Source organism: Streptomyces gelaticus, from assembly GCF_014649535.1.
In the GTDB taxonomy this organism is placed as follows: domain Bacteria; phylum Actinomycetota; class Actinomycetes; order Streptomycetales; family Streptomycetaceae; genus Streptomyces; species Streptomyces gelaticus.
The window spans coordinates 63,599-84,758 of record NZ_BMTF01000027.1 but is presented as its reverse complement, the minus strand read 5'-3'; the positions used below and the strand labels follow the sequence as shown (position 1 = coordinate 84,758).

Sequence of the window (21,160 nt, the reverse complement as noted above, 5' to 3'; positions counted from 1 at the left end):
GTGAGGACTCCAGGGGTGCCGTCAGGGCGGCCCACCGGCCTTTTCGTTCGAATGCATATTAAACGCCCCTGATCGACCCGCGGCGCGAGGCATCCGGAAGAGCGACTTCCGTAGGATGCGGCGGCGGTTTCCGTGTATCCGAAGGCGCGTGATCACCTCATTCACTTGCCCGGAAGCCTTGTCGAAGGCCGTTGTCGTCACCGCGGTCATCGCCCTGCTCGGCGGCTTCCCTGATCATCGCCACCACGGCGTCGGGCTGCGAGAGCACAACGGCGTGCGAGCCGTCCAGTACGTATTCGGTGGCCGCCATGCGTTGCGCCATGAAGCGCTGAGCAGTGGGGTTGAGTATCCGGTCGGCGGTCGCGATGGCGTACCAGGACGGCCTGGAAGCCCATGCCGGCGGGCCCGATCTACTGGTCAGCGCACTGCGGGCGATCGGGCGTTGCGTCACGGACAGCACCTTCTCGACGGCGGGCGGCAGGTCGGCGGCGTACACGTGATGGAACCGTTCCCTACGGATGTACAGCTCGTGGTCGGGGCCGGGAATCCGGGTGGGGAGAGCGACGGTGAAGGTCGCTTCGGCCACCGGTGCGGGGGTGAAGCGGTTTGTGATGTCCAGGACGCACTCGCCCACGTCGAGGCCGAACGCTGCGACGTAGCACAGGGCCACGACGTTGTCGGTGTCGGTGGCGGCGTGTGTGATGACCGCGCCACCGTAGTCGTGGCCGACCAGCACGACAGGGACGTCGATGTCACGCACCAAGCTCCTGATGTAGGCGGCGTCCTGCGCCAGACCGCGCAGCGGGTTCGCCGGGGCGCGCACGGTCAGTCCGGCGGCGTGAAGGAGACCGATGACCCCCGCCCACGACGAGGCATCGGTGAACGCCCCGTGCACAAGCACGATGGTCGGCGGTACGGGGGTGGGTCTGTGCATGCCGTTGACCTCCGACTGAGCGGGGGAGGGGATGCCCCAGCCAAGCGCGTTCGGATGTGGCACGGCATCGCGTGAACGTACCAATGGTTCCGCTCAGCCCTCGGGCAAGGACGTGACCAGGTTGGCGAGCTGAACCCGGGAGTTGATCAACAGCTTGCGGAAGACGGACGTCAGGTGAGTGTTGACCGTGTGCGGGGACACGACGAGCAGGTCGGCGGCCGACCGGTTGGTATGGCCCTGGGCGACGAGGCGCGCGACCTTCTTCTCCGAGGCCGTGAGGGCCCCCCATCCCTGGACGGGGCGCTGCACCGTCGCTGCCCTGCGGCTGCCTGCTCCTGCACCCTCCAGGGCGCGCTGTACACGTGCCGCTGCGGCGTGGGCGCCCGACTCGGTGAACGTGCCACGGGCGTGAGCCAGCGCGGTCACTGCCTGATCTCTCCGGTCTGCTGCCAGGAGTGCGTGTCCGAGATCGGCGTACGCGGCGGCCCGGGCCAGCGGGCGAGGGCTTGCCTTGAGCAGCTCCACGGAGTGTTCGAGCACGGCGGGGTCATTTTTCACGAGTCCGAGGGCCTGCGCCGCGATGCCTGCGGCGGTCGGCACGGCCGGGTTGCGTTCGGCGTGGGCTCCGGCCTGCGCGGCCAGGTCCTCGGCGAGCTCGTGCTCCGCGCCGCGCAGGGACATGCGTATCGCGGAATCGACCCAGTCGCGCAAGAGCCGCCAGCGCATGAAGAAGCCTTCCTGCTGTACTTGCCGAATCTTGTCGACCGCAAGCCCGATGTCCCCGTCGGCCTCGGCGTGGACCGCTTCCAGGAAGCGCACCGCGGCCGTGTTGCCCGGGTTCGGTTTGACCGCCAGTCCTTCCTGCGCTGCGATCAGGTGCTCCCGCGCCGCTTCCCGGTCGCCGCGCAGCAGAGCGATCCGGGAGCGGATCACTCGACCGTTCACCTGCTGGACGGGTACCTGTACCTCGTGCTCGAGGCGTTCCATGGTCACGAATTCGGCATCGGCGTCGTCGAGCCGGCCGAGTCCCAGATCGTGCTGGCCCTGTGCCCACAGCATCATTGCCTGACGCATCGCCCCGGCCTTGTCCGCTGCTTGCAGGAGCAGTCGTTCGCCGGACTCGAAGTCGTCCATGTGCAGGTGCGCGACGATCTCTTCGGGAAGGAAAGCGGAATCGATGGCGCTCAGCGCGGCAAAGCGCTCCAGCGCCACCGCGTTGTCACCCACGTTCAGCGCGATCTCGCCGAGCCCGGACAGGGCCAGGATGTGGGCCTCCCGGTCACCGCTCGCGGTGGCGGCATGCAGCGCGGTCTCGCCGGCCTCACGTGCCGCGACGAGATCATGGTCCCGGGACAAGGCCAGTGCGCGCAGGGCGGCCAGCCTTGCGCAGATCTCCGGGGCGGTGCCCCCCACGGCGAGAGCGGTTTCGGCCCGGCGGCGCAGTTCGCCTGCGAGATCCATGTTCCACAGCGTTCCGCCGAGGGCAGCCTGCAGCCGACTGAACGTTTCCAGCGGTGGCCGGTCGGCCAGTAGCCGGTCGCCCGCCGACAGCGCCTCCCGGTTCCTGCCGGCCCGTGTCAAGCAGAGGATCGTCTGCTCACCCACCATGAACCTCAGCGGCCGTGCAGACGGCACCAGTTCCAGGGCGCGCGTCATCAGGTCGGCCGCGAGGCCCGGCGTGACCGACAGTACGTCATCAGCCGCTCGCTGCAGCAGCGCTACGGCTTCCTCGTCTCCGGGCAGGGCCCCCCTGAGGATGTGCGGCACCGCGTCGATCGGCCGGTGGCCCGCGGCGACAAGGCGGCGGGCAGCCTCCCGGTGCAGAGCCTTCCGGGCCGACGGCGGGATGTCGACGTAGACCGCCTGGCGCAGCAGATCATGCCGGAAGACCAGCTGATCGCCGTCGTCGTCCAGGAGTTCGGCGCACACGGCTTCCTCGAGCGCCGCGATCAATGTGGCGGACGGCTGGCCGCAGAGCGCGGCGGCGTCGTGGAAGCCGAACCTGCGTCCCAGCACCGCTCCCATCTGCAGGAAGCGCAATGTGCCGGGCTGCAGGGATCTGAGTCTGCCGCGCACACCCACCACGAGCCCCGAGGGCACGAGGTCGTCGGAGGCCCTGGCGGTCCGCAGTCCCGCAAGCATCTCGACCGCCAGAAACGGGTTCCCGCCGGCTCCGTCGAGCAGGTCCCGTACCCGCTCGTCGACCGTTGCTCCGAGCGTGTCGCCGGCCAGCTGACCGATGGCCGCGCCGGACAGCGGCCCCAAGGACACGGTGACCGTCGGAAGGTCGCCGGTCGTGGCCGCGACGACCTCTTCCGCTGGGCCCGCAGGCTCCCGTCGCCCGGTCAGCATCCACAGAACGGGCGAGGTGCGCAGGCGTCTCGGAAGCTGCTGCAGGGCAAACCGGCTCAGCGGATCGGCCCACTGCACGTCGTCCAGGCCGATCAGCACCGGCATGCTGCCTGCTCTGGCTTCGATCGCCTCTGCCAGGCGCTCCACCAGCCAGATCCGCTGATCGTGATTGCGGGCGAGATCGGCAAAGGCGTCGCCGGACAGCAGCGGCTGATCGCCGTGCAGGAGGCAGGCCGCCAACGACGAGAGCGGCACCATGTGATGCAGCTCGTCGGCCTTGCCGACGCCGACCGAGAATCCCGCTGCCCTGGCCCTGGACACGGCTTCGGCGAGCAGCGTGGTCTTGCCGATGCCGGGTTCCCCCTGGATCAGGGTCAACCCGCCGCTTCCGGTGCGGGCCACCGAGGCGATCAGCGCCTGAAGCTCTTCGAGCTCGGCCTCCCGGCCGCGCAGGCCGCTACGGGACAGCGGCGCGCCTGACCGTGCCATTTATGCCCCTTCCCGTCCGCACTCGCCTGCCGAAGCCGGACTCTGCCCGGGCCGACCGGTGACCTCGCCCTCCCGCCGACCGCGGCTTTTGGCGGGCACGCCGTGCGTGGCCACCTCACCGCAGGCCGGGGCCACCGTCTTCGTGTGCTCCGTCACCGCGGGTCTCCAGCCGCGCTTCCCGTGACCGGACGGAGCAGGGCGGAGACCGCCCGGCGCCATGCGGTCGTGCTCCGCCGGAGCCGGGGAAGGACCATCCATCACAGCCGGGCGGCCGGACGGCACAGCGCCGCCACGCGTGTCGCGCCACCGGCTCGGAGACATGCCGTAGGCGGTGCGGAAGAGCCGGCTGAAGTGGGCCGGATCGGAGAAGCCCCAACGGCGGGCCACGCCGGAGACCGTCCGTTCACCGTTGTCGCCGCGGGCGAGGTCCCTGGCGCACTCCTGCAGCCGGCGGCGCTGGATCAGGCGGCTGACCGTGATTCCCTCCCCGGCGAAGAGCTTGTGGAGGGACCGGACGGAGATGTTGTGCGCGGCCGCGATCGTGTCCGGTCCGAGCTCCGGATCCTCGAGGTGCCGGTCCACGTAGGCGCAGACTTCCCAGGTCCGGGTGTATCGGGAGCCGACCGCGCCCGCCCTGTCACCGGCGGACCGCTCGACGACGGGGGTGGCCACCAGGTCGGTGAAGTTGCAGGCCAGTCGACCGGCAACATGCTCAGGGCAGTCCGCGGCCGTCTCGGCCAGAGTCACGAGCAGCGGTGCGACCAGGGCGGCCACCGGATTGTCGGCGTCGATCACGGTGGCCGTCACCTGCTCCAGCTGGTCGTCCCGTACGCCGAGGACGCGGCGGGGGACCATGCAGGTCTTCATGTCCACGCCACGCGGGACGGATGTCATGGGCGCTCTCCTGTCGGTCGCGTGCCGGGACCGGCCACCGCACAATCGGTCGGCTCGGTACCGCGTCCAGCTTGGAACAGGGAATGACCTAGTCGTCGGCACGATGACTGCGAAGCGACTGCAATGAGGCGATGCCTCGGCGGGCATGTGACTCTCAGCGCACTCTGCCTGTTCTCTTCGTGCACATAGAGTGTATCTGTCCAGGTCAGAGCAGTGGCACAGAGGAATATCGGATGTCGGGCACCATACTGTTCGGTCGGGACGAGGAGCTGGCGGCTGTCGACGAATTGGTCGACGAACTGCCCGGGCGCGGCAGTGCGCTTCTGATTCGAGGAGCCCCGGGGATCGGCAAGTCCTCCCTCTTGGACCATGCCGTCATCCGGGCCTGGAACTCGGGATTCATCGTCCTCGAGGCATCAGGTGTACAGATCGAGGCCCATCTGCCGTTCGCGGGGCTGCACCAGCTGACCCGCACCATGACGGATCGTGTCTCGCACCTTCCTCCTACCTAGGCGGAAGCGCTGTTGGGTGCCTTCGGCATGGCGGAGCCGTCCCGCACCGCTTCCGCGCCCCAGCTCTTCATGATCGCCCTGGCCGCGCTCGGCCTGCTCGGCGAGGCGACCGCCGAAGCCGCCGCTCTGCTGGCCGTGGACGACGCCCAGGGCCTGCTCCTGTTGCGCGAGGGGCTCGAAGTGGAAGTCGACAGGAGCACCCCCCGGCTCCAGCTGCTGATCACCACAGCGGAGCAGGCCTCCGCGGCCGGCGATCCCGAACTGGCCCTGCGGCTGTTGCGCACAGCCGCGCGGCGGTGCTGGTGGTCGGACCCCGGGCGGGAACTGCGGGAACGCGTCGCACTCCGCTGCGGGTCGCCCGGGAGTCCTTCGCGGCCCTCGGTGTGGAGCCATGGCGCGAACGTGCCTGCCAGGAACTCCGCTCGGCGGGCGAGGGCAGCAAGCGTCAAAGCCGTACCGACCGGGACCTGCTCACGCCCCAGGAGCTCCAGATCGCCCAGCTCGCAGCGGAAGGCCTCTCCAACAAGGAGATAGGCCGGCAACTGTATCTGTCACCGCGAACGATCGGCGCGCACCTGTACCGCATCTTCCCGAAGCTCGGGATCACTTCTCGCGGCCAGCTGAGGGACAAGCTGAGCGTGAACTGAGCGCAACCCGTTCAGTACTCAGGCCAGGCTTGCCGTGCCCGGCTTCGCTGCCGGCCCCTGCCGACGTTCCGTGGTCCAGTAGACGAGAGCGACGAGGGGCAGGGCCGCGCCGAAGACGGTGAGAGCGGTCCAGCCCCCGGCGTGGTAGACGACGGAGCCGAGTTCGGAGCCGACCGCTCCGCCCGCGAAGAACGTGGCGATGAAGGCGCTGTTGAGGCGGGCGCGGGCGGCGGGGTCGAGTTGGTAAACGGTGTGCTGGCCGAGAATCAGGGTGGTCTGTACTGCCATGTCGACGAGGATCGCGGCCAGGCCGATCAGTACGATGCTGTGCCCGCCGAACCCGGCGAGCGCGAAGGCCAGGACGGCGACCACGAACGCGATGCCGGTCATGGGGCGTACGAGCCCACGGTCGGCCCAGTGCCCGGCGAACGGGGCGATGGCTGCTCCGGCCGCGCCGACGAGGGCGAACACACCGACCCCGACCGGGGAGTAGTGGAAGTGGGGGCCGGTCAGGACGAAGGAGACCGTGGTCCAGAAAGCGCTGAAGGCGCCGAACATCGCCGCCTGGTAGAGACCACGGCGCAGTAGCGCCGGGTGCGTGCGCACCAGCCGGACGGTGGAGCGCAGCACGTGGTGGTACGGGATGGTGGTGGTCGGTGCGTGCTGTGGCAGGGCTGCACGCAGGGCCACGGCGAGCACGGCCATCAGAGCGGCAGAACCGAGGAAGACGGCGCGCCATCCGGCGAGGTCGGAGACGAGGCTGCTCAACGTGCGGGAGAGCAGAATGCCCGTGAGCAGCCCGCTCATCACCCGGCCGACGATGCGGCCGCGGGCGTGGTCGGGCGCGAGGCCGGCGGCGAACGGCACGAGGATCTGGGCGACGACTGAGGTGGCCCCGGTGACGAGTGAGGCGATCAGCAGCATCGGGAAGCTGGTGGCGAGTCCGGCCGCGATGAGGGCGAGGGTGGTGACCGTCAGCAGGATGGTGATCAGGTTGCGCTTCTCCAGCCGGTCGCCGAGCGGGACCAGGAAGAGCATGCCGATCACGTAGCCGACCTGGGTGAGTGTGATCAGTGCCCCGGCGGTGGCCGTGCTGGTGTGGAAGACATCGCTCAGCGAGGACAGCAGGGGTTGGGCGTAGTAGAGGTTGGCGACCGTCATGCCGGTGGAGACGGCGAGGAGCGCGACCAGCCAACCCGGTACGCCGTGAGGAGGCGTTTCGGTCGCGGTCCGGCGCGAACTCCGCAGATCGGATGAGGCGGACATGTGCACCTTCTTGTCGGGGCGAGCCGGGGGACCCGGCGTGGGCGGAAGTGCGGGACGGCCGGCAGCTCCTCCGATGCCGTCACGCAGGTGTAAGCGCCGGCCCGCCTCTGGTGCTTCCTCACCTGAGGCGATGGTTCGTGATGTCAGTCATCTCGATCAGAGATGAATCCGGCACAGTCCGGACCACCGGCACCTCGGGGCCTGCCCGTGGCGGTCGGAGCGGTTCACCGGATCACCCACCGCGGTGCACGGAACAGCCGAAGCGGATCTTGCTGTGGCCGCTGCTCAAAGAGGGCCGAGGACCGTGTCCGGGCTGCCGGTGGTGTCGTCGAGCCGCGAGGGCGGCCCGACGACCGTTCTCGCACTGCGGCCCCGGACCGGTGATGGTGAACGCCGGGTACAGGGCGTCGCCGGAGTGCACTTCGGCCGGGAAGGTACAGGACCCGGCCGGTCGGTCGTACGGGCGCGAGCGAGTGGGTGTGGGATCAGCCGCAGGTGGCCCGTACGGCTTCCTCGATCAGGTCGACGACGCGCTCGGGGTGGGCGAGCATCACCAGGTGGGAGGAGTCGACCTCGACGGTGGTCATGCCGGCCCGCCGGTAGCCGTAGCGCTCCACGTCGGGGTTGATGGTGTGATCGGACGAGGCGACCAGGCCCCAGGAGGGCTTGGTCTTCCAGGCCGCGGCCGGGGCCCGGTCGGCGAAGGCCTGTGCGGCCAGCGGGCGCTGGCACACGGCGAGGACGGAAGCGAGGCGGGGGTCGACGTCGGCGGCGAAGACGGCCGGGAATCTGTCGGTCCGGACCGACACGTCGGTGCCGGGCGTGGCCGAGCCCTCTATCGGGAAGGGGGTGTGGACGAGTGCGGTGGCGAGGTCGCTGTCCGGGAAGCGGCCCTGCAGTTCGCCGAGGCTCTCGCCCTTCTCCAAGGCGTAACCGGCCAGGTAGACCAGTGCCTTGACGTTGTCCTCGGTGCCGGCGACCGTGATGACGGCGCCACCGTAGGAGTGGCCCACGAGGACGACCGGACCGGGTATCTGCCGGACGATGGAGGCGACGTAGGCGGCGTCCCCTGTCAGGCTGCGGTTGGGCACGGCCGGGGCGACCACGTCCAGGCCGCGGGCGATCAGCCGGGGGATGACCTGGGCGTAGCTGGAGGCGTCGGCGAAGGCGCCGTGCACAAGGACGACGGTCGGCTTGTCGGAACTGAGCATGGGGGAACTCCCTGATCAATGGGGTGGTCGGCTGTCGTGCGGCCTGTCGGCGGGGTCGGGGCTGCCGCGGTGGCCCCTTCGCCGTGGGGATGTCGCGGGCCGGCGTCGGGATCGGTCGGTGTGCGGTGTGCGCTGACCGGGCGGCCGGGGATTCTGCGGGAGGGTTCCCGTCAGACCCCGCGCGGGAAATCGCCGATACGTGAGCGACTCTAGGGACTGCGCGGCGGCGTGATTGTCCGTCCGCGCCCTGGCTGTGGCCTGTCCATGCCCACGTTGCCCTGCCGGGCACCGCTGGGAGGCGTTGCCCCGGCCCGCGTTCGCTGTTCCCCGAGTTCGGGGTGCGGCGTCCCGGTCAGCCGTTCCGGTCCGTGAGGAAGCCTGTGTTCGTCAACTCGTCGCGCAAACAGCGTCGCGGATCAGGTCCGCCACCGCCGACGGCCGGGAGATGGCGACCGCGTGCGAAGCGCCTTCCAGTTCGATGGTCGTGGCACCGGCCCGCCTGGCGCCGAAGCGTTCCACATCGGGGTTGATCGCCCGGTCCGCGTCGGCCACGAGGGCCCAGCAAGGTTTCGTCCGCCAAGCCGCCGCAGTGGCCGCCTCGGTGAACGCAGAGGCGGCCAGCGGACGTTGGGATGCTGCCAGCACCCTGACGACGGACGGGGAAACGTCGGCGGCGAAGACTGCGGGGAACGCCTCCGGGGCGATGCTGACCTCGGTGGCGGTCTTCCCTCCGCCGGTCGGGTAGGTCCACTGCTTCAGGCTGTCGGCGAGCGGAGGCGCGGGATAGCGGTCCTGCAACTCGCTGAGGCTCTCGCCTTCTTCGGGGGCATAGGCGGCGATGTAGACGAGTCCGACGACGTTGTCCGCGGTGCCCGCCACGGTGATCAGAGCACCGCCGTAGGAGTGACCGACGAGCACCACCGGACCGTCGATCCGGGAGACCACGGAGGCCAGGTAGGCGGCGTCGCAGGCCAGGCCGCGCAGTGGGTTGGCCACCGCGAGGACCGCGATGCCGTCGCGCTGCAGTTCGTCGATGACGCCGAGCCAGCCCGACGCGTCGGCGAAGGCGCCGTGCACGAGCACGACCGTGGGATGAGCAGGAGACATGTGTGGACTCTTTCTTCTCAGACCGTGTTCAGTGCGGTGTGCAGGGCGTCGCCGGCCGACGTGATGGCGGCCTGGGCGGCGTGGGTTTCACGGAGTGCGCCGAGCATGACGAAGTCGTGGATGACGTCCTGAAAGCGGACGGCGGTGACGGGGACGCCGACGCACCCGTTGCACCAGCTCGGCACTGTGGGACATACCGAACTCCTTGTACCGATGGTGCTGGGCCTGCCGGCAAGAAGGTGGAGGGCCGTGCGCGACGGCGCTTCTCACGGCCCACGGCACCACGCTACGAAGCCGTGGCTCCTAGGATGACGCGCCCGTGCACCAGTGCTGGCGCCGTAGCGCGTTCAAGTTGCCCGTCGGCGGCGCCGGGCGCAGGTGTCAGGGATTCCCTTCCCGGACGGAAGCCGAGACCTGCCATTCGCTGGGCGACTCGCCGTAGGCCTGGCGGAAGAGACGGCTGAAGTGGGAGGGGCTGGCGAAGCCCCAGCTCTGCGCGATCGCGGCCACGGAGCGCCTCCGGTTCGGCAGCCGGCCGAGGTCGAGGCGGCAGGCGGCGAGCCTGCGCTGCCGTACATGCGTACTCACCGTCGTACCGTCGCCCTGGAACAGTTTGTGCAGGTAGCGGACGGATATGTGGTGGGCGCGCGCGATCGACTCCGGCGACAGATCCGGGTCCATCAGGTTCTCTTCGATGTACGACCGTATGCGGGCCAGCATCTCGCTGCCGTTCTCGGTGGAATCGGACCGGAAAGGCGTGAGGAGTTCGGCAACGAGCAGTGCGATGACGTCCACGGCGTTGAGGGCGAGTCGCTTGCCGTTCATCGAGTTCCACAGCCCGTTCTCGCCGATCAGCACGGCCAGGAACCTCGACACCAGTGCCGCGACGCCGCCGGCTCCGCTGACCCGGAGGCCCGTCAGGTGCCGCACCTCGTCCTGCGCGATCCCCAGATAGGAGCAGGGGATGCGGAAGAACACGATTTCATTGCCGCGTACCAGATGCTCGGGGCCCAGGGTGTCGAGGAGAACAAGGTCATCGGCCACCGGGGAGGACTGAACTGCCCCATGGGGAGACGTCTCCGGTGACAGGCGTTCGAGTCCCAGGTACAAGCATGCGCCATCTCCTTTCTGCGTTGCCCAGGGAAGTGTTCTGCAGTGTCCGGAATCCGCGCCCTGAGGTATTTCGGTGGTGCGCTTTTCTTCATTTTTCGACATGCGTGAAATGACCGACTTGGTCATCAAGAGCTCCAGTCGTGCCGTCGTTCGTCAAAGTGATGTGAAGTGCCCGCGTATTGCGCGGGATTTACGGGGTCGCGGTGTAAGGGGCCGCGTTCGCCGCTTCGGAAAGGAAGGTGTCGACCACCGCGTTGAAGGCAGGCAGGTTTTCGGGGAAGGAGAAATGGGAGTTCGTCACACCGGCCGGGAAGACATGGAGCCGCGCGCCAGGGATCCGGCCGACGACGGACGCGATGAGGTCGCGGTCGGGGTCACCGGAGAAATCGCCGCGCACGAAGTCGTCGCGCACCTGCGCGCCGTCCGGGCCCGCCGGCACGGCGTCGAGTTCCAGCAGCCCGGCCACATCGAAGACGGCGTCCAGTGTGATGACCCGGCGGGCCGGAGCGAGACCGTCCATCTGGTGTCGGAACATCGCCTGGGTCTGTCCCCAGCCGTGCAGCATTACCAGGGGAACGCCATCGCCCCCACTGTCCCGACAGGTCAGCCGCACGGGGTCGTTCGTCGTCAGCTCGCCCATGGTCCCTGCCTCACTCCCTGCCTGACCCTCACGGCGTACCTCACTCCGCCCTGTCGGCAACCCGCACGATGGCCGGCCGATGTCGTCGTCGGCTCGTGCCCGGACCCATTGTCGTTCGACCAGGTCCGTCGCCACCACCGCGTTCCGTAGGGATCGGTCGACGAAAAGCACGTCACTTCGTAGCAGTGGAACCGACAGGCGGGGAGGGGAGCGACGTTCGGTCCGGTCAGCTGGTGACGGCGTACGCGTCCGGTTGCAGCAGTTCCCGGATACGCAGGCCGAGGTGCAGGACCAGCCGGTCCGGGCCGCTGTCCGGTCCAGCCCGGTTATCTCCTGGATCTGCCCCAGTCGGTGGTACAGCGAGGTGCGGTGGATCTGCAGCGCTTCCACAGTCCTCGGAATCGAGCCGGTGTGCTCCGGAAAGGACCCGCAGCGTCTCCTTTGGACGATGTTCCCCGACGGCTGCGGGCAGGGCGCGCAGCGGCTTCGGCAGCAGGGATGCGTTCACAGCGTGATCCGGACGCTGACGGGTAGTGCACTGTCGTGCCAATTCCTGGGCGCGGGGAGAAAAGCCGGTCGGTCGGGACGGTCGTAGCTTTGGGATGTGCCGAGCCGCGGGAACGCGGTGGAGGCGATACCGGCTGTTCTGAGAGGACTTTTTTTTATGTTCGACATCGACAAGGTGCAGGCTGCCCCCAGCGCGGACCTGCTCACGCCCGACAACGCGGTCATGCTTTTCGTGGACCACCAGCCGCAGATGTTCTTCGGCACGGGGAGCGGCGACCGCGCCGCGATCATCAACAGCACCGTGGGTCTCGCCAAGGCGGCTCAGGCGTTCGATGTGCCGGCCGTCCTGACCACGGTCGCCGCCGAGTCGTTCTCCGGCCCCCTGCTGCCGCAGCTTGCCGAGGTGTTTCCCGAGCACGAGGTCATCGACCGAACGACCATGAACGCCTGGGAGGACGAGGCGCTCGTGGCGGCGGTCAAGGCGACCGGGCGCAAGAAGATCATCCTGGCGGGCCTGTGGACCGAGGTCTGCCTGGTGCTGCCCGCGCTGTCCGCGCTGGAGCAGGGATACGAGGTGTACGTGGTCTCCGACGCCTCCGGCGGTGTCAGCCCGGCCGCCCACGAGCACGCGCTGCAGCGGATGATCGCCGCCGGCGCGGTGCCGGTGACCTGGGTGCAGGTGCTGCTGGAGCTGCAGCGTGACTGGGCGCGTCAGGAGACGTACGGCGCGGTCATGGAGATCGTCAAGGCCCACGCGGGCGCGTACGGCCTGGGTGTCGTGTACGCGCAGAGCGTCATCGGCGCGCACGCGGCAGGCTGACTTCCTTGGACACCGGCATTCTGATCCTGCGTCTGCTGGTGGGCCTGCTCGTCGCCGGCCATGGGGTGCAGAAGATCAGCACACACCTGGGCGGCAGGGGACTCGAGGGCGGTACGGAGGAGTTCCGCGCCGACGGTTTCCGCGGCGGAGCCCTCACCGCCCTGGCGGCGGGCGGCGGTCAGATCGGATCGGGCCTGCTGCTCGCCGTCGGCTTCCTGACCCCGCTCGCGGCGACAGGAGCCATGGGAGTCATGACGGTCGCGCTCACCGTGAAATGGCACAACGGCCTCTGGGTGCAGAACGACGGGTACGAGTACCCGCTCGTCCTCATCGGCACGTCCGCCGCTCTCGCGGCCACCGGGCCGGGCGCCTGGTCGCTCGACGCGGCCCTCGGCCTCACGCCGTACCCACTGTGGTGGGCGGCCCTCGCCGTCGTGGTGGGTCTCGGCAGCGGGCTGCTCACCCGGCTCGTACTGCATCGGCCGGCCACGGCGGCGCCGCAGGCCGCCGCCCACGGCGGGCGCTGAGCGCGAGCCGCGCAGGCCGGGCCCGGCCGACCCGCGTCCCCCGCGCGGGCGGCCGGGCCTCCCACCCGGCCGACCAGGAGCACCTGAAGGAAACCGCGATCACCCCATCCACCACCACACCCCCGTGCGGTGGCGGCCGGCCGCTGCTGCACCGGAAGGGCGCCGGAACCCAGGCGTTCGGCACGCCGAGCAGTTGCCGATCGGCCTCGGCCACGACACCCGCATGCAGGCCTGCCGGCGGCTGAACCGCGTAATCGCCAACACGCAGACCTTGTACTCCCTTGGCAAGAAGCACCACTGGCTCATGCGCGGGGCGACCCTCCTCGACGCCGCGTGGCACCCGCTGAACGCCCAACCATTCCCCACACCCTCCGAAGGAGAACCCCTCATGCCGAACCGGCCGACCCTCGAACCCGCCGCCCAGGCGTTCGCCGACGCCACCGCCCAGCCGCCGTTCCTCTATCAGATTCCCGTGGCGGACGGCCGCAAGGCCGTGGGCGACGCCCAGAGCGGTGAAGGCGTCCTGCTGCCCGCCGTCGACGAGGAATGGATCACTGTCCACGGCGGTCCGACCGGTGACGTCCGCGCCCGGATCGTCCGCCCGCGGGGTGCCACCGGCCCCCTCCCCGTCATCCTCTACATCCACGGCGCGGGCTGGGTCTTCGGCAACGCCCACACCCACGACCGGCTCGTCCGCGAACTCGCTGTCGGCACCGGGGCGGCCGTTGTCTTCCCCGAGTACGACCTCTCACCCGAGGCCCGCTACCCCGTCGCCATCGAGCAGAACTACAGCGTCGCCCAGTGGGTCGCTCGCGAGGGACACCACAAGGAGCTCGACGGCACCCGGATCGCCGTCGCCGGTGACTCGGTCGGCGGCAACATGACCGCTGCCCTCACCCTCATGGCCAAGCAGCGCGGCGACATCCGCCTCGCCCACCAGGTCCTCTTCTACCCGGTCACCGACGCGAACTTCGACACCGACTCCTACCGGCAGTTCGCCGAAGGCTACTTCCTGCGCCGCGACGGCATGCAGTGGTTCTGGGACCAGTACACGACCGACGAGGGCGAGCGCGCCCAGATCACCGCCTCGCCGCTGCGCGCCACCACCGATCAGCTGACCGGCCTGCCGCCCGCCCTGGTCATCACCGCCGAAGCCGACGTCCTGCGCGACGAGGGCGAGGCGTACGCGGCGAAGCTCCGCGCCGCCGGAGTCCCCGTCACCGCCCTGCGCGTCCAGGGGGTCATTCACGACTTCGTCATGCTGAACGCGCTGCGCGAGACGCAGGCCGCGGAACTCGCCATCGGTGTCGCGATCGACACCCTGCGCAAGGCCCTGGCGTGATGGGGCCGTCGATGAACATGACGACGACGAGTATGCCTGTGGCGGGCCTTGTGCCCGGCCCGCGGCAGGAACAGCCGCAGGCCGACCTCCTCGTCCGCAACGCGAAGGTGTTCACCGGTGACCCCGACCGCCCCGAGGCCCGCGCCGTTGCGATCCGCGACGGCCGGGTCGCGGCCCTCGGTGACGATCACGACCTCGCCCACCTCGTCGGCCCGGGAACCAGGGTCGTCGACGCCCTCGGGCGCCGGGTGATCCCCGGCCTGAACGACTCGCACCTGCACGTCATTCGGGGCGGCCTGAACTACGTCCTGGAACTGCGCTGGGACGGAGTGCGCAGCCTCCGACAGGCCCTCGCCATGCTGCGCGAGCAGGCCGGCCGCACCCCCAAGGGGCAGTGGATCCGGGTCGTCGGCGGCTGGACCGCCGAACAGTTCGCCGAGCGCAGGATGCCCACCGTGGCCGAGCTGAACGCCGCCGCCCCCGACACGCCGGTATTCGTCCTGCACCTGTACCAGTCGGCCCTGATGAACCGGGCCGCGGTACGGGCCGCCGGATTCACCCGGGACACCCCCGACCCGCGCGGGGGACAGATCGTACGGGGCCGGGACGGCGAACCCAACGGGGTCCTCCTCGCAGCGCCGGGCGCCCTCATCCTGTACTCGACGCTGGCCAAGGCACCGGCCCTCGACGAGGCCGACAAGCGGACATCGACGCGACACTTCCTGCGCGAGCTCAACCGCTTCGGGCTGACCTCCGCGGTCGACGCCGCGGGTGGGTTCCAGAACTTCCCCGACAACTACGCCACGGTCGTCGACCTCGCCCGGTCGGGGGAGCTCTCCCTGCGCATCGCCTACCACCTGTTCCCGCAGACAGCCGGCCAGGAGCTCGCCGACCTGAAGCGCTGGACCGAGATGGTGAAGCCCGAGGACGGGGACGAGTGGCTCCGGCTGAACGGCGCGGGCGAAAACCTGACCTGGGCCGCCGCCGACTTCGAGAACTTCTCCGAACCCCGGCCCGAACTCGCCGCGGGGTACGAGGCCGAGTTCGAGCGGGCCGTCCGGCTCCTGATGGAGAACGGCTGGGGCTTCCGGCTCCACGCGACCTACGACGAGACGATCCGGCGCGATCTGGCCGTCTTCGAGAAGCTCGCGGCAGAAGGACTCTTCCCCGGCGGCAACCGCTGGCTCTTCGATCACGCGGAGACCGTCTCGGCCGACAGCCTGGACCGGATCGCGGCCCTCGGCGGCGCCGTGTCCGTCCAGAACCGCATGTCCTTCCAGGGCACCGCCTTCCGCGACCGCTACGGCGCAGAGGCCGCCGCCCACACCCCGCCGGTCCGGGCGATGCTCGACCGGGGCCTGACCGTTGGGGCCGGAACCGACGCCACCCGCGTCTCCTCCTACAACCCATGGGTCGCGCTCCACTGGCTGGTGACCGGGCGCACCGTCGGCGGTACGCCGCTCTACCCGGCCGAGAACCTGATCAGCAGGGAGACCGCCCTCGGCCTCTACACCCGCGGAGGGGCGCGACTCACCGGTGAGCAGGACGTCAAGGGAGTCCTGCGGGAAGGCTGCTACGGCGACCTCGCGATCCTGTCCGACGACTACCTCACCGTGCCCGAGGCGGTCATCCCCGACATCGAGTCCGTGTTCACCGTCGTCGGCGGCCGCATCGTCTATGCGAGCGCGGAGTACGAGGGGCTCGACGAGGCCCTCCCGCCGGTCGATCCGGCGTGGAGCCCGGTGGCCCACTTCGGTGGCTACCAGGGCGGTGCCCGCCAGGCGTCGCTCGTGGCCGAGGCCGTCGCCGAGTCCGAGCAGCACCGCCAGTGGCGTGTCGCACGTGGCTCCGCTCCCGAAGCGCCTCTGCCGTTCTACGACCCCTGCTTCGAGCACTGAGAGAGGGAAAACCACCCATGAGTACCGCTGCCGCCTCCGCTGCCGGCGCCGACGACGCGCCGGACACGCCGCCGGGACGCCGTTTCGAACCGGACCTCCGGTCGATGACCCGGATCAACCTGCGCCCCATCGCCTCACCCATGCCGCTGGGCTTCTTCACGGTGGCGATCGCCTCCGTGATGACGGGATGCCTGCAGCTCGGGCTCTTCGAGGCCGAGGCCCGTCGTGCCGTCGCCCTGTGCGTGCTGCCGGCGTTCGCCCTGCAATTCCTGGTGAGCATCCTGGCCTTCGGTGCCCGGGACGTGATCGCGGCGACGCTCATGGGCACGTTCGCCGGCAGCTGGCTGGCCTACGCGCTCGTCATGTTCAGCGGTGCAGCCGAGGGCCTACGTGTGCTGGGCGTCTTCAATCTGGCGTTCCTCTGCTTCGGGGCGCTGATGGCCGCCGTGACGCGGCCGAAGCGCGCCCTGTGGTTCGTCCTCGTCGTCTCCCTGCCCCGCTGGGCGGCCACCGGTCTGTCGGGGCTGACCGGCGCCGAATGGCTCACGCGCACGTCCGGGGCCCTCGGCCTCGTGGTGGCACTCGTCGCGATGTACGCGGCGTTCGCCCTGATGCTGGAAGACATGCGCAGCGAGGAGGTGCTGCCGATCGGCCGCAGCGGCCCCGCCCACGTCGCCGTCGAGGGCGACCTGGCGGTCCAGCTCCGCAACCTGGAACGCCAGGCGGGCGTGCGCCGCACGCTCTGAACCTTCCAACCGATCCTCTTGACAGCTCGACCGCACAGGAGCACCCATGGAACCGCAGGTGGTGAACCGCCCCGAGAAGTCCCGCTACGAGATCCTCGCCGGTGACGACGGCACCGAGACCGCAGGCTTCGCCGAGTACCGCCTCTCGGAGAGCGAGATCGCCTTCATCCACACCGAGACCGATCCCCGGTTCGCGGGTCGAGGGATGGGCGGGCTGCTCGCCCGCGGTGCTCTCGACGACGCCCGGGCACGCGGGCTGCACGTCCTGCCGTACTGCCCCTTCATCCGAGGGTGGATCGGCAAGCACCCCGAGTACTCCGACCTGGTGCCCGAGGCACGCCGCGCGCACTTCGGCCTCTGAAGCACGCCGACCCCTGACGGCCGCTGCGTGGCAGAGCAAGCCCTCGTGGGGCCTGATCACCACCTCCGACCGGGCCGTCAACCCCGATGCGGAGCGTTACGGCTACGAGCGCGCCGGCATGACCACCATCGAGGTCGACGCCTCGCACCGGGTCGTACTCGCCCGGCCCAGGCGCGTGGCCGAGCTGATCCAGGACGCGGGCCGGTCCACCAATGTCTGACGCGCGCTCCGGCCCGGTGCCGGTTCGCGCCCACCCTTCGCAGCGATCTCGAACCGGTCGATGACGTCCGATCGCTGGTAGCCTCCGGTCGCCCACCAAGAAACACCTGGTGGGCGACCGGAGGCAGTTACGCCCATGGAACGCTTCGCCCAAGCGGGGAAGCTCAAGCCCGCACGTGCGGAGCTCGCGTCCCTGGCGAAGCAAGGCCGGTCGGTGGATTCGAGGCCGTTCTCGCCGACGGCGACGACGCGGCGGCCGCGCTGATCCGGTCCGCTCAGCGGGACAGCCCGTTCTTCCGATGGCGGCTCCTGCGCACACGGTTCGTCGAAGCCGTGCAGATCGCCCTGCGTACCGGGGACCGGTCCCGGCCGAGGACCTCCCGGCCAAGGACCTCGCGGCCGAGCACTCCTTCCGGGAGCCTTCCGTGCCGACCCCGCACGGAACCGCCGCCCCCACGGCCGCACTGCTGAACTCCGGCAACGCACTCCTGGAGCGGTCCGTCCGGATTCTCCGGGCCGGACCCTGCTTCCTGCACCTCGCAGCCACGGGGCACACCAACCGGTCGGCCGCCGCAGCTCTGGTCGTCTCCCCCGCACACGGTGAACACCCATCTGGCGTTTCGATCTTCCGCAAGCTCTCGGTCGACTCCGGGGTCCAGTCGACTCGGCTCGTACTGGTGGAAGGTGACATCGAGCCGACCGATGTCGGTTGATTCCGGGCGGAACTCTGCGCCCGTGGGCAAGGTGTGGTGCGCCGCGCGACAACAGGCGGCGCCGTTCCGAACATAGCGTGACGGCATTCCGTGCCGCACCGATGCACGGACCAGCCGACCCGAATCGAGGAAGCACCCCATGCCGTACATCACCGTGGGCCAGGAGAACTCCACCGCCATCGACCTCTACTACGAGGACCACGGCGCCGGTCAGCCGGTCGTCCTCATCCACGGCTTCCCGCTCGACGGGCACTCCTGGGAGCGGCAGAGCGCTGCGCTGCTCGACGCCGGTTACCGCGTGATCACCTACGACCGCCGCGGATTCGGGCAGTCCTCCCAGCCGACGGCCGGCTACGACTACGACACCTTCGCCGCCGACCTGAACACCGTGATGGAGACCCTCGACCTGCGCAACGCCGTCCTGGTCGGGTTCTCCATGGGCACCGGTGAGGTCGCCCGCTATGTGTCCGCGTACGGCTCCGACCGGGTCGCCAAGGTCGCCTTCCTGGCTTCGTTGGAGCCCTTCCTGCTCAAGAACGACGACAACCCCGACGGCGTCGCCCCCAAGGAGTTCTTCGACGGAGTCGTCGCTGCCGTCAAGGCCGACCGGTACGCCTACTACACGGCCTTCTTCAACGACTTCTACAACCTCGACGAGAACCTCGGCACCAGGATCAGCGCCGAAGCGGTGAGCAACAGCTGGAACGTCGCGGCCGGCGGCGGTTCCTACGCGGCCGCGGCCGCGCCCTCCACCTGGTACACCGACTTCCGCGCCGACATCCCCGCCGTCGACGTCCCGGCGCTCATCCTGCACGGAACGGCCGACCGGATCCTCCCGGCCGAGGGAACGGCGCGCCCGTTCCACCAGATGCTCCCGTCCGCCGACTACGTGGAGATCGAGGGCGCCCCGCACGGCCTCCTGTGGACGCACGCCGAGGAGGTCAACACGGCCCTCCTCGCCTTCCTGTCGAAGTGACGCCGCACCCGCCGCTGCCACGGCCCACGCGTCCGCAGGATCCAGACAGAATCAGGAGAGCAGAGACCCCATGCAGTTCGGCATCTTCACCGTCGGGGACGTGACACCCGACCCCACCACCGGCCGCACGCCCTCGGAGCACGAACGCATCAAGGCGATGATCGCCATCGCGCTCAAGGCGGAGGAGGTCGGCCTGGACGTCTTCGCGACCGGCGAGCACCACAACCCGCCGTTCGTACCGTCGTCCCCGACCACCATGCTCGGCCACATCGCCGCCCGCACCGAGAAGCTGATCCTGTCCACGTCCACGACGCTGATCACCACCAACGACCCGGTGAAGATCGCGGAGGACTACGCGATGCTCCAGCACCTGGCCGACGGGCGCGTCGACCTCATGCTGGGGCGTGGCAACACCGGCCCGGTGTACCCATGGTTCGGGCAGGACATCCGCCAGGGCATCAACCTCGCCAAGGAGAACTACGCGCTGCTGCGCCGGCTGTGGCGCGAGGACATCGTGGACTGGGAGGGCACGTTCCGTACGCCCCTGCAGGCCTTCACCTCGACACCCCGGCCGCTGGACGGCGTCCCGCCGTTCGTCTGGCACGGATCCATCAGGTCCCCGGAGATCGCGGAGCAGGCCGCGTTCTACGGCGACGGCTTCTTCCACAACAACATCTTCTGGCCGGCGGACCACACCAGGCGCATGGTTCAGCTGTACCGACGCCGGTACGCCCACCACGGTCACGGTCGTCCGGAGGACGCCATCGTGGGGCTCGGCGGACAGGTCTTCATGCGGAAGAACTCCCAGGACGCCGTACGGGAGTTCCGCCCCTACTTCGACAATGCTCCCGTGTACGGCCACGGTCCGTCGCTGGAGGAGTTCACCGAGCAGACCCCGCTGACCGTGGGCTCTCCCCAGCAGGTCATCGAGCGGACCCTGACCTTCCGGGAGAGCGTCGGCGACTACCAGCGCCAGCTCTTCCTGATGGATCACGCGGGCCTGCCCCTGAAGACCGTCCTGGAACAGCTCGACATCCTCGGCGAAGAGGTCGTGCCCGTGCTGCGCAAGGAGTTCGCCGACGGACGCCCGGCCGACGTGCCGAACGCGCCGACGCACACGGCACGGGGCACCGCCGCCGCGACGACGCGGGGAGCGACCGCCGCATGAAGCTGATCGCCGTTTCCGCGGGGCTGAGCACCCCCTCCTCCACCCGCCTGCTCGCGGACCGGCTCGTCGAGTCCGCCCGCGGCGAACTCGCGGCCCTCGGGCACACCGTGCCGGCCGAGGTCATCGAGCTGCGCGAACTGGCCCACGACATCGCCAACCATCTGGTGACCGGCTTTCCACCGTCCCGGCTGGCCGCGGCGATCGACGCGGTGACGGAGGCCGATGGCCTGATCGTCGTGACTCCCGTGTTCACGGCTTCCTACAGCGGGCTGTTGAAGTCCTTCTTCGACCTGATCGACCCGGACGCCCTCACCGGGAAACCGGTCCTGGTCGCGGCGACGGGTGGTACGGCCCGCCACTCCCTGGTCCTGGAGCACGCCCTGCGCCCGCTCTTCGCCTATCTGCGCGCCACCGTCGTCCCCACGGCGGTGTACGCGGCGTCCGAGGACTGGGGATCCGGGGGAGACGAGTACACCGACGGCCTTCCCGCGCGCATCCGGCGGGCGGGCGGCGAGCTGGCCGCGCTCATGGCGGCCCGCCCGGCCCGCGCCGAGCCCGATGACGACGTCACCGCGCTGGAGCGGCAACTCGCCGACCTGCGCTTCGACTGAGGCCCGGGGATACCCTCGGGGGAGGTAGGGCCGGCCCCATGCTTCATACTGATCCGCCGTTGCCGCACCCGGAACCGAGTCTCGTCCGGTGCGGCCCCCGGGCGGCG

At 69.8% G+C, this 21,160-nt stretch carries 22 protein-coding genes and 1 pseudogene; 14 read left to right on the top strand and 9 right to left on the bottom strand.

The annotated features are described in order from the left end of the window. Positions 1-157 precede the first annotated feature (157 nt). The 3 genes from IE107_RS29340 to IE107_RS35955 form a co-directional block, all read right to left on the bottom strand. The gene (locus IE107_RS29340; protein WP_229867326.1) at positions 158-934 is read right to left on the bottom strand and encodes an alpha/beta fold hydrolase; all 777 of its coding nucleotides are present in this window, start codon (positions 932-934) and stop codon (positions 158-160) included. A 93-nt stretch (positions 935-1,027) separates the two neighbouring features. Next, complete coding sequence (locus IE107_RS29335; RefSeq protein ID WP_189547376.1) at positions 1,028-3,775, bottom strand: helix-turn-helix transcriptional regulator; 2,748 nt, start codon at positions 3,773-3,775, stop codon at positions 1,028-1,030. After that, entirely contained in the window at positions 3,776-4,669 is an 894-nt protein-coding gene (locus IE107_RS35955) for a helix-turn-helix domain-containing protein (RefSeq protein WP_308434262.1), read from the bottom strand. It abuts the gene before it with no gap. A 233-nt stretch (positions 4,670-4,902) separates the two neighbouring features. Between IE107_RS35955 and IE107_RS35405 the strand changes: the two genes are divergently transcribed. From IE107_RS35405 to IE107_RS35400, 3 genes are read left to right on the top strand one after another with little or no spacing between them, the layout of a single operon-like run. Next, positions 4,903-5,181 carry an AAA family ATPase gene (locus tag IE107_RS35405; RefSeq protein ID WP_229867325.1) on the top strand — a complete coding sequence of 93 codons (279 nt, stop codon included), beginning with the start codon at positions 4,903-4,905 and terminating at the stop codon, positions 5,179-5,181. Between the two features lie 27 nt (positions 5,182-5,208). Next, positions 5,209-5,715, top strand: a complete 507-nt coding sequence (locus tag IE107_RS29325) for a hypothetical protein (protein ID WP_229867334.1) — start codon at positions 5,209-5,211, stop codon at positions 5,713-5,715. Continuing rightward, positions 5,649-5,828: a response regulator transcription factor gene (locus IE107_RS35400; protein WP_229867332.1), complete on the top strand. Its 180-nt coding sequence runs from the start codon at positions 5,649-5,651 to the stop codon at positions 5,826-5,828. The genes IE107_RS29325 and IE107_RS35400 overlap by 67 nt, the downstream gene beginning before the upstream one ends. A gap of 18 nt (positions 5,829-5,846) precedes the next feature. Here the strand turns inward: IE107_RS35400 and IE107_RS29320 are convergent, their stop codons facing one another. From IE107_RS29320 to IE107_RS29295, 6 genes and pseudogenes are all read right to left on the bottom strand, one after another. Further along, positions 5,847-7,094 (bottom strand): MFS transporter, encoded by a 1,248-nt coding sequence (locus tag IE107_RS29320; protein WP_189547374.1) that lies wholly within the window; start codon positions 7,092-7,094, stop codon positions 5,847-5,849. 485 nt (positions 7,095-7,579) lie between these two features. Next, positions 7,580-8,305, bottom strand: coding sequence for an alpha/beta fold hydrolase (locus tag IE107_RS29315; protein WP_189547373.1), 726 nt, complete (start codon positions 8,303-8,305; stop codon positions 7,580-7,582). A gap of 387 nt (positions 8,306-8,692) precedes the next feature. Beyond that, the gene (locus tag IE107_RS29310; RefSeq protein ID WP_189547372.1) at positions 8,693-9,412 is read right to left on the bottom strand and encodes an alpha/beta fold hydrolase; all 720 of its coding nucleotides are present in this window, start codon (positions 9,410-9,412) and stop codon (positions 8,693-8,695) included. 17 nt (positions 9,413-9,429) lie between these two features. Beyond that, positions 9,430-9,570 (bottom strand): annotated as a pseudogene (locus IE107_RS29305) (esterase); the annotation flags it as partial. A gap of 223 nt (positions 9,571-9,793) precedes the next feature. Next, positions 9,794-10,456, bottom strand: a complete 663-nt coding sequence (locus IE107_RS29300; RefSeq protein WP_229867324.1) for a helix-turn-helix domain-containing protein — start codon at positions 10,454-10,456, stop codon at positions 9,794-9,796. A gap of 259 nt (positions 10,457-10,715) precedes the next feature. Beyond that, a complete protein-coding gene (locus IE107_RS29295; RefSeq protein WP_229867330.1) occupies positions 10,716-11,300 on the bottom strand; it encodes an alpha/beta fold hydrolase in 585 nt (194 codons plus the stop codon). A 529-nt stretch (positions 11,301-11,829) separates the two neighbouring features. On the opposite strand from IE107_RS29295, the gene IE107_RS29285 reads away from it, so the two are divergent. The 11 genes from IE107_RS29285 to IE107_RS29240 all read left to right on the top strand — a co-directional run bounded on the left by IE107_RS29285 (position 11,830) and on the right by IE107_RS29240 (position 21,053). Further along, positions 11,830-12,492, top strand: a complete 663-nt coding sequence (locus tag IE107_RS29285; protein WP_189547370.1) for a hydrolase — start codon at positions 11,830-11,832, stop codon at positions 12,490-12,492. 5 nt (positions 12,493-12,497) lie between these two features. Next, entirely contained in the window at positions 12,498-13,019 is a 522-nt protein-coding gene (locus IE107_RS29280) for a DoxX family protein (protein WP_189547369.1), read from the top strand. 388 nt (positions 13,020-13,407) lie between these two features. After that, complete coding sequence (locus IE107_RS29275) at positions 13,408-14,361, top strand: alpha/beta hydrolase (RefSeq protein ID WP_189547368.1); 954 nt, start codon at positions 13,408-13,410, stop codon at positions 14,359-14,361. Positions 14,362-14,372: 11 nt separating this feature from the next. Continuing rightward, positions 14,373-16,259 (top strand): amidohydrolase, encoded by a 1,887-nt coding sequence (locus tag IE107_RS29270; RefSeq protein WP_189547367.1) that lies wholly within the window; start codon positions 14,373-14,375, stop codon positions 16,257-16,259. Between the two features lie 17 nt (positions 16,260-16,276). Continuing rightward, on the top strand, positions 16,277-17,005 hold the full coding sequence (locus IE107_RS29265; RefSeq protein WP_189547366.1) for an acetate uptake transporter family protein: 729 nt from the start codon (positions 16,277-16,279) through the stop codon (positions 17,003-17,005). A gap of 46 nt (positions 17,006-17,051) precedes the next feature. After that, positions 17,052-17,366, top strand: coding sequence for a GNAT family N-acetyltransferase (locus IE107_RS29260; protein ID WP_189547365.1), 315 nt, complete (start codon positions 17,052-17,054; stop codon positions 17,364-17,366). A gap of 13 nt (positions 17,367-17,379) precedes the next feature. After that, the gene (locus IE107_RS36205; protein WP_373302521.1) at positions 17,380-17,586 is read left to right on the top strand and encodes an alpha/beta fold hydrolase; all 207 of its coding nucleotides are present in this window, start codon (positions 17,380-17,382) and stop codon (positions 17,584-17,586) included. Positions 17,587-18,010: 424 nt separating this feature from the next. Next, positions 18,011-18,298 carry a hypothetical protein gene (locus IE107_RS29255; RefSeq protein WP_189547364.1) on the top strand — a complete coding sequence of 96 codons (288 nt, stop codon included), beginning with the start codon at positions 18,011-18,013 and terminating at the stop codon, positions 18,296-18,298. A 139-nt stretch (positions 18,299-18,437) separates the two neighbouring features. Further along, a complete protein-coding gene (locus tag IE107_RS29250) occupies positions 18,438-19,274 on the top strand; it encodes an alpha/beta fold hydrolase (RefSeq protein ID WP_189547363.1) in 837 nt (278 codons plus the stop codon). A gap of 70 nt (positions 19,275-19,344) precedes the next feature. Next, complete coding sequence (locus IE107_RS29245) at positions 19,345-20,442, top strand: LLM class flavin-dependent oxidoreductase (protein ID WP_189547362.1); 1,098 nt, start codon at positions 19,345-19,347, stop codon at positions 20,440-20,442. Then, positions 20,439-21,053, top strand: a complete 615-nt coding sequence (locus IE107_RS29240) for an FMN reductase (RefSeq protein WP_189547361.1) — start codon at positions 20,439-20,441, stop codon at positions 21,051-21,053. The genes IE107_RS29245 and IE107_RS29240 overlap by 4 nt, the downstream gene beginning before the upstream one ends. The last annotated feature ends 107 nt before the right edge of the window (positions 21,054-21,160 follow it).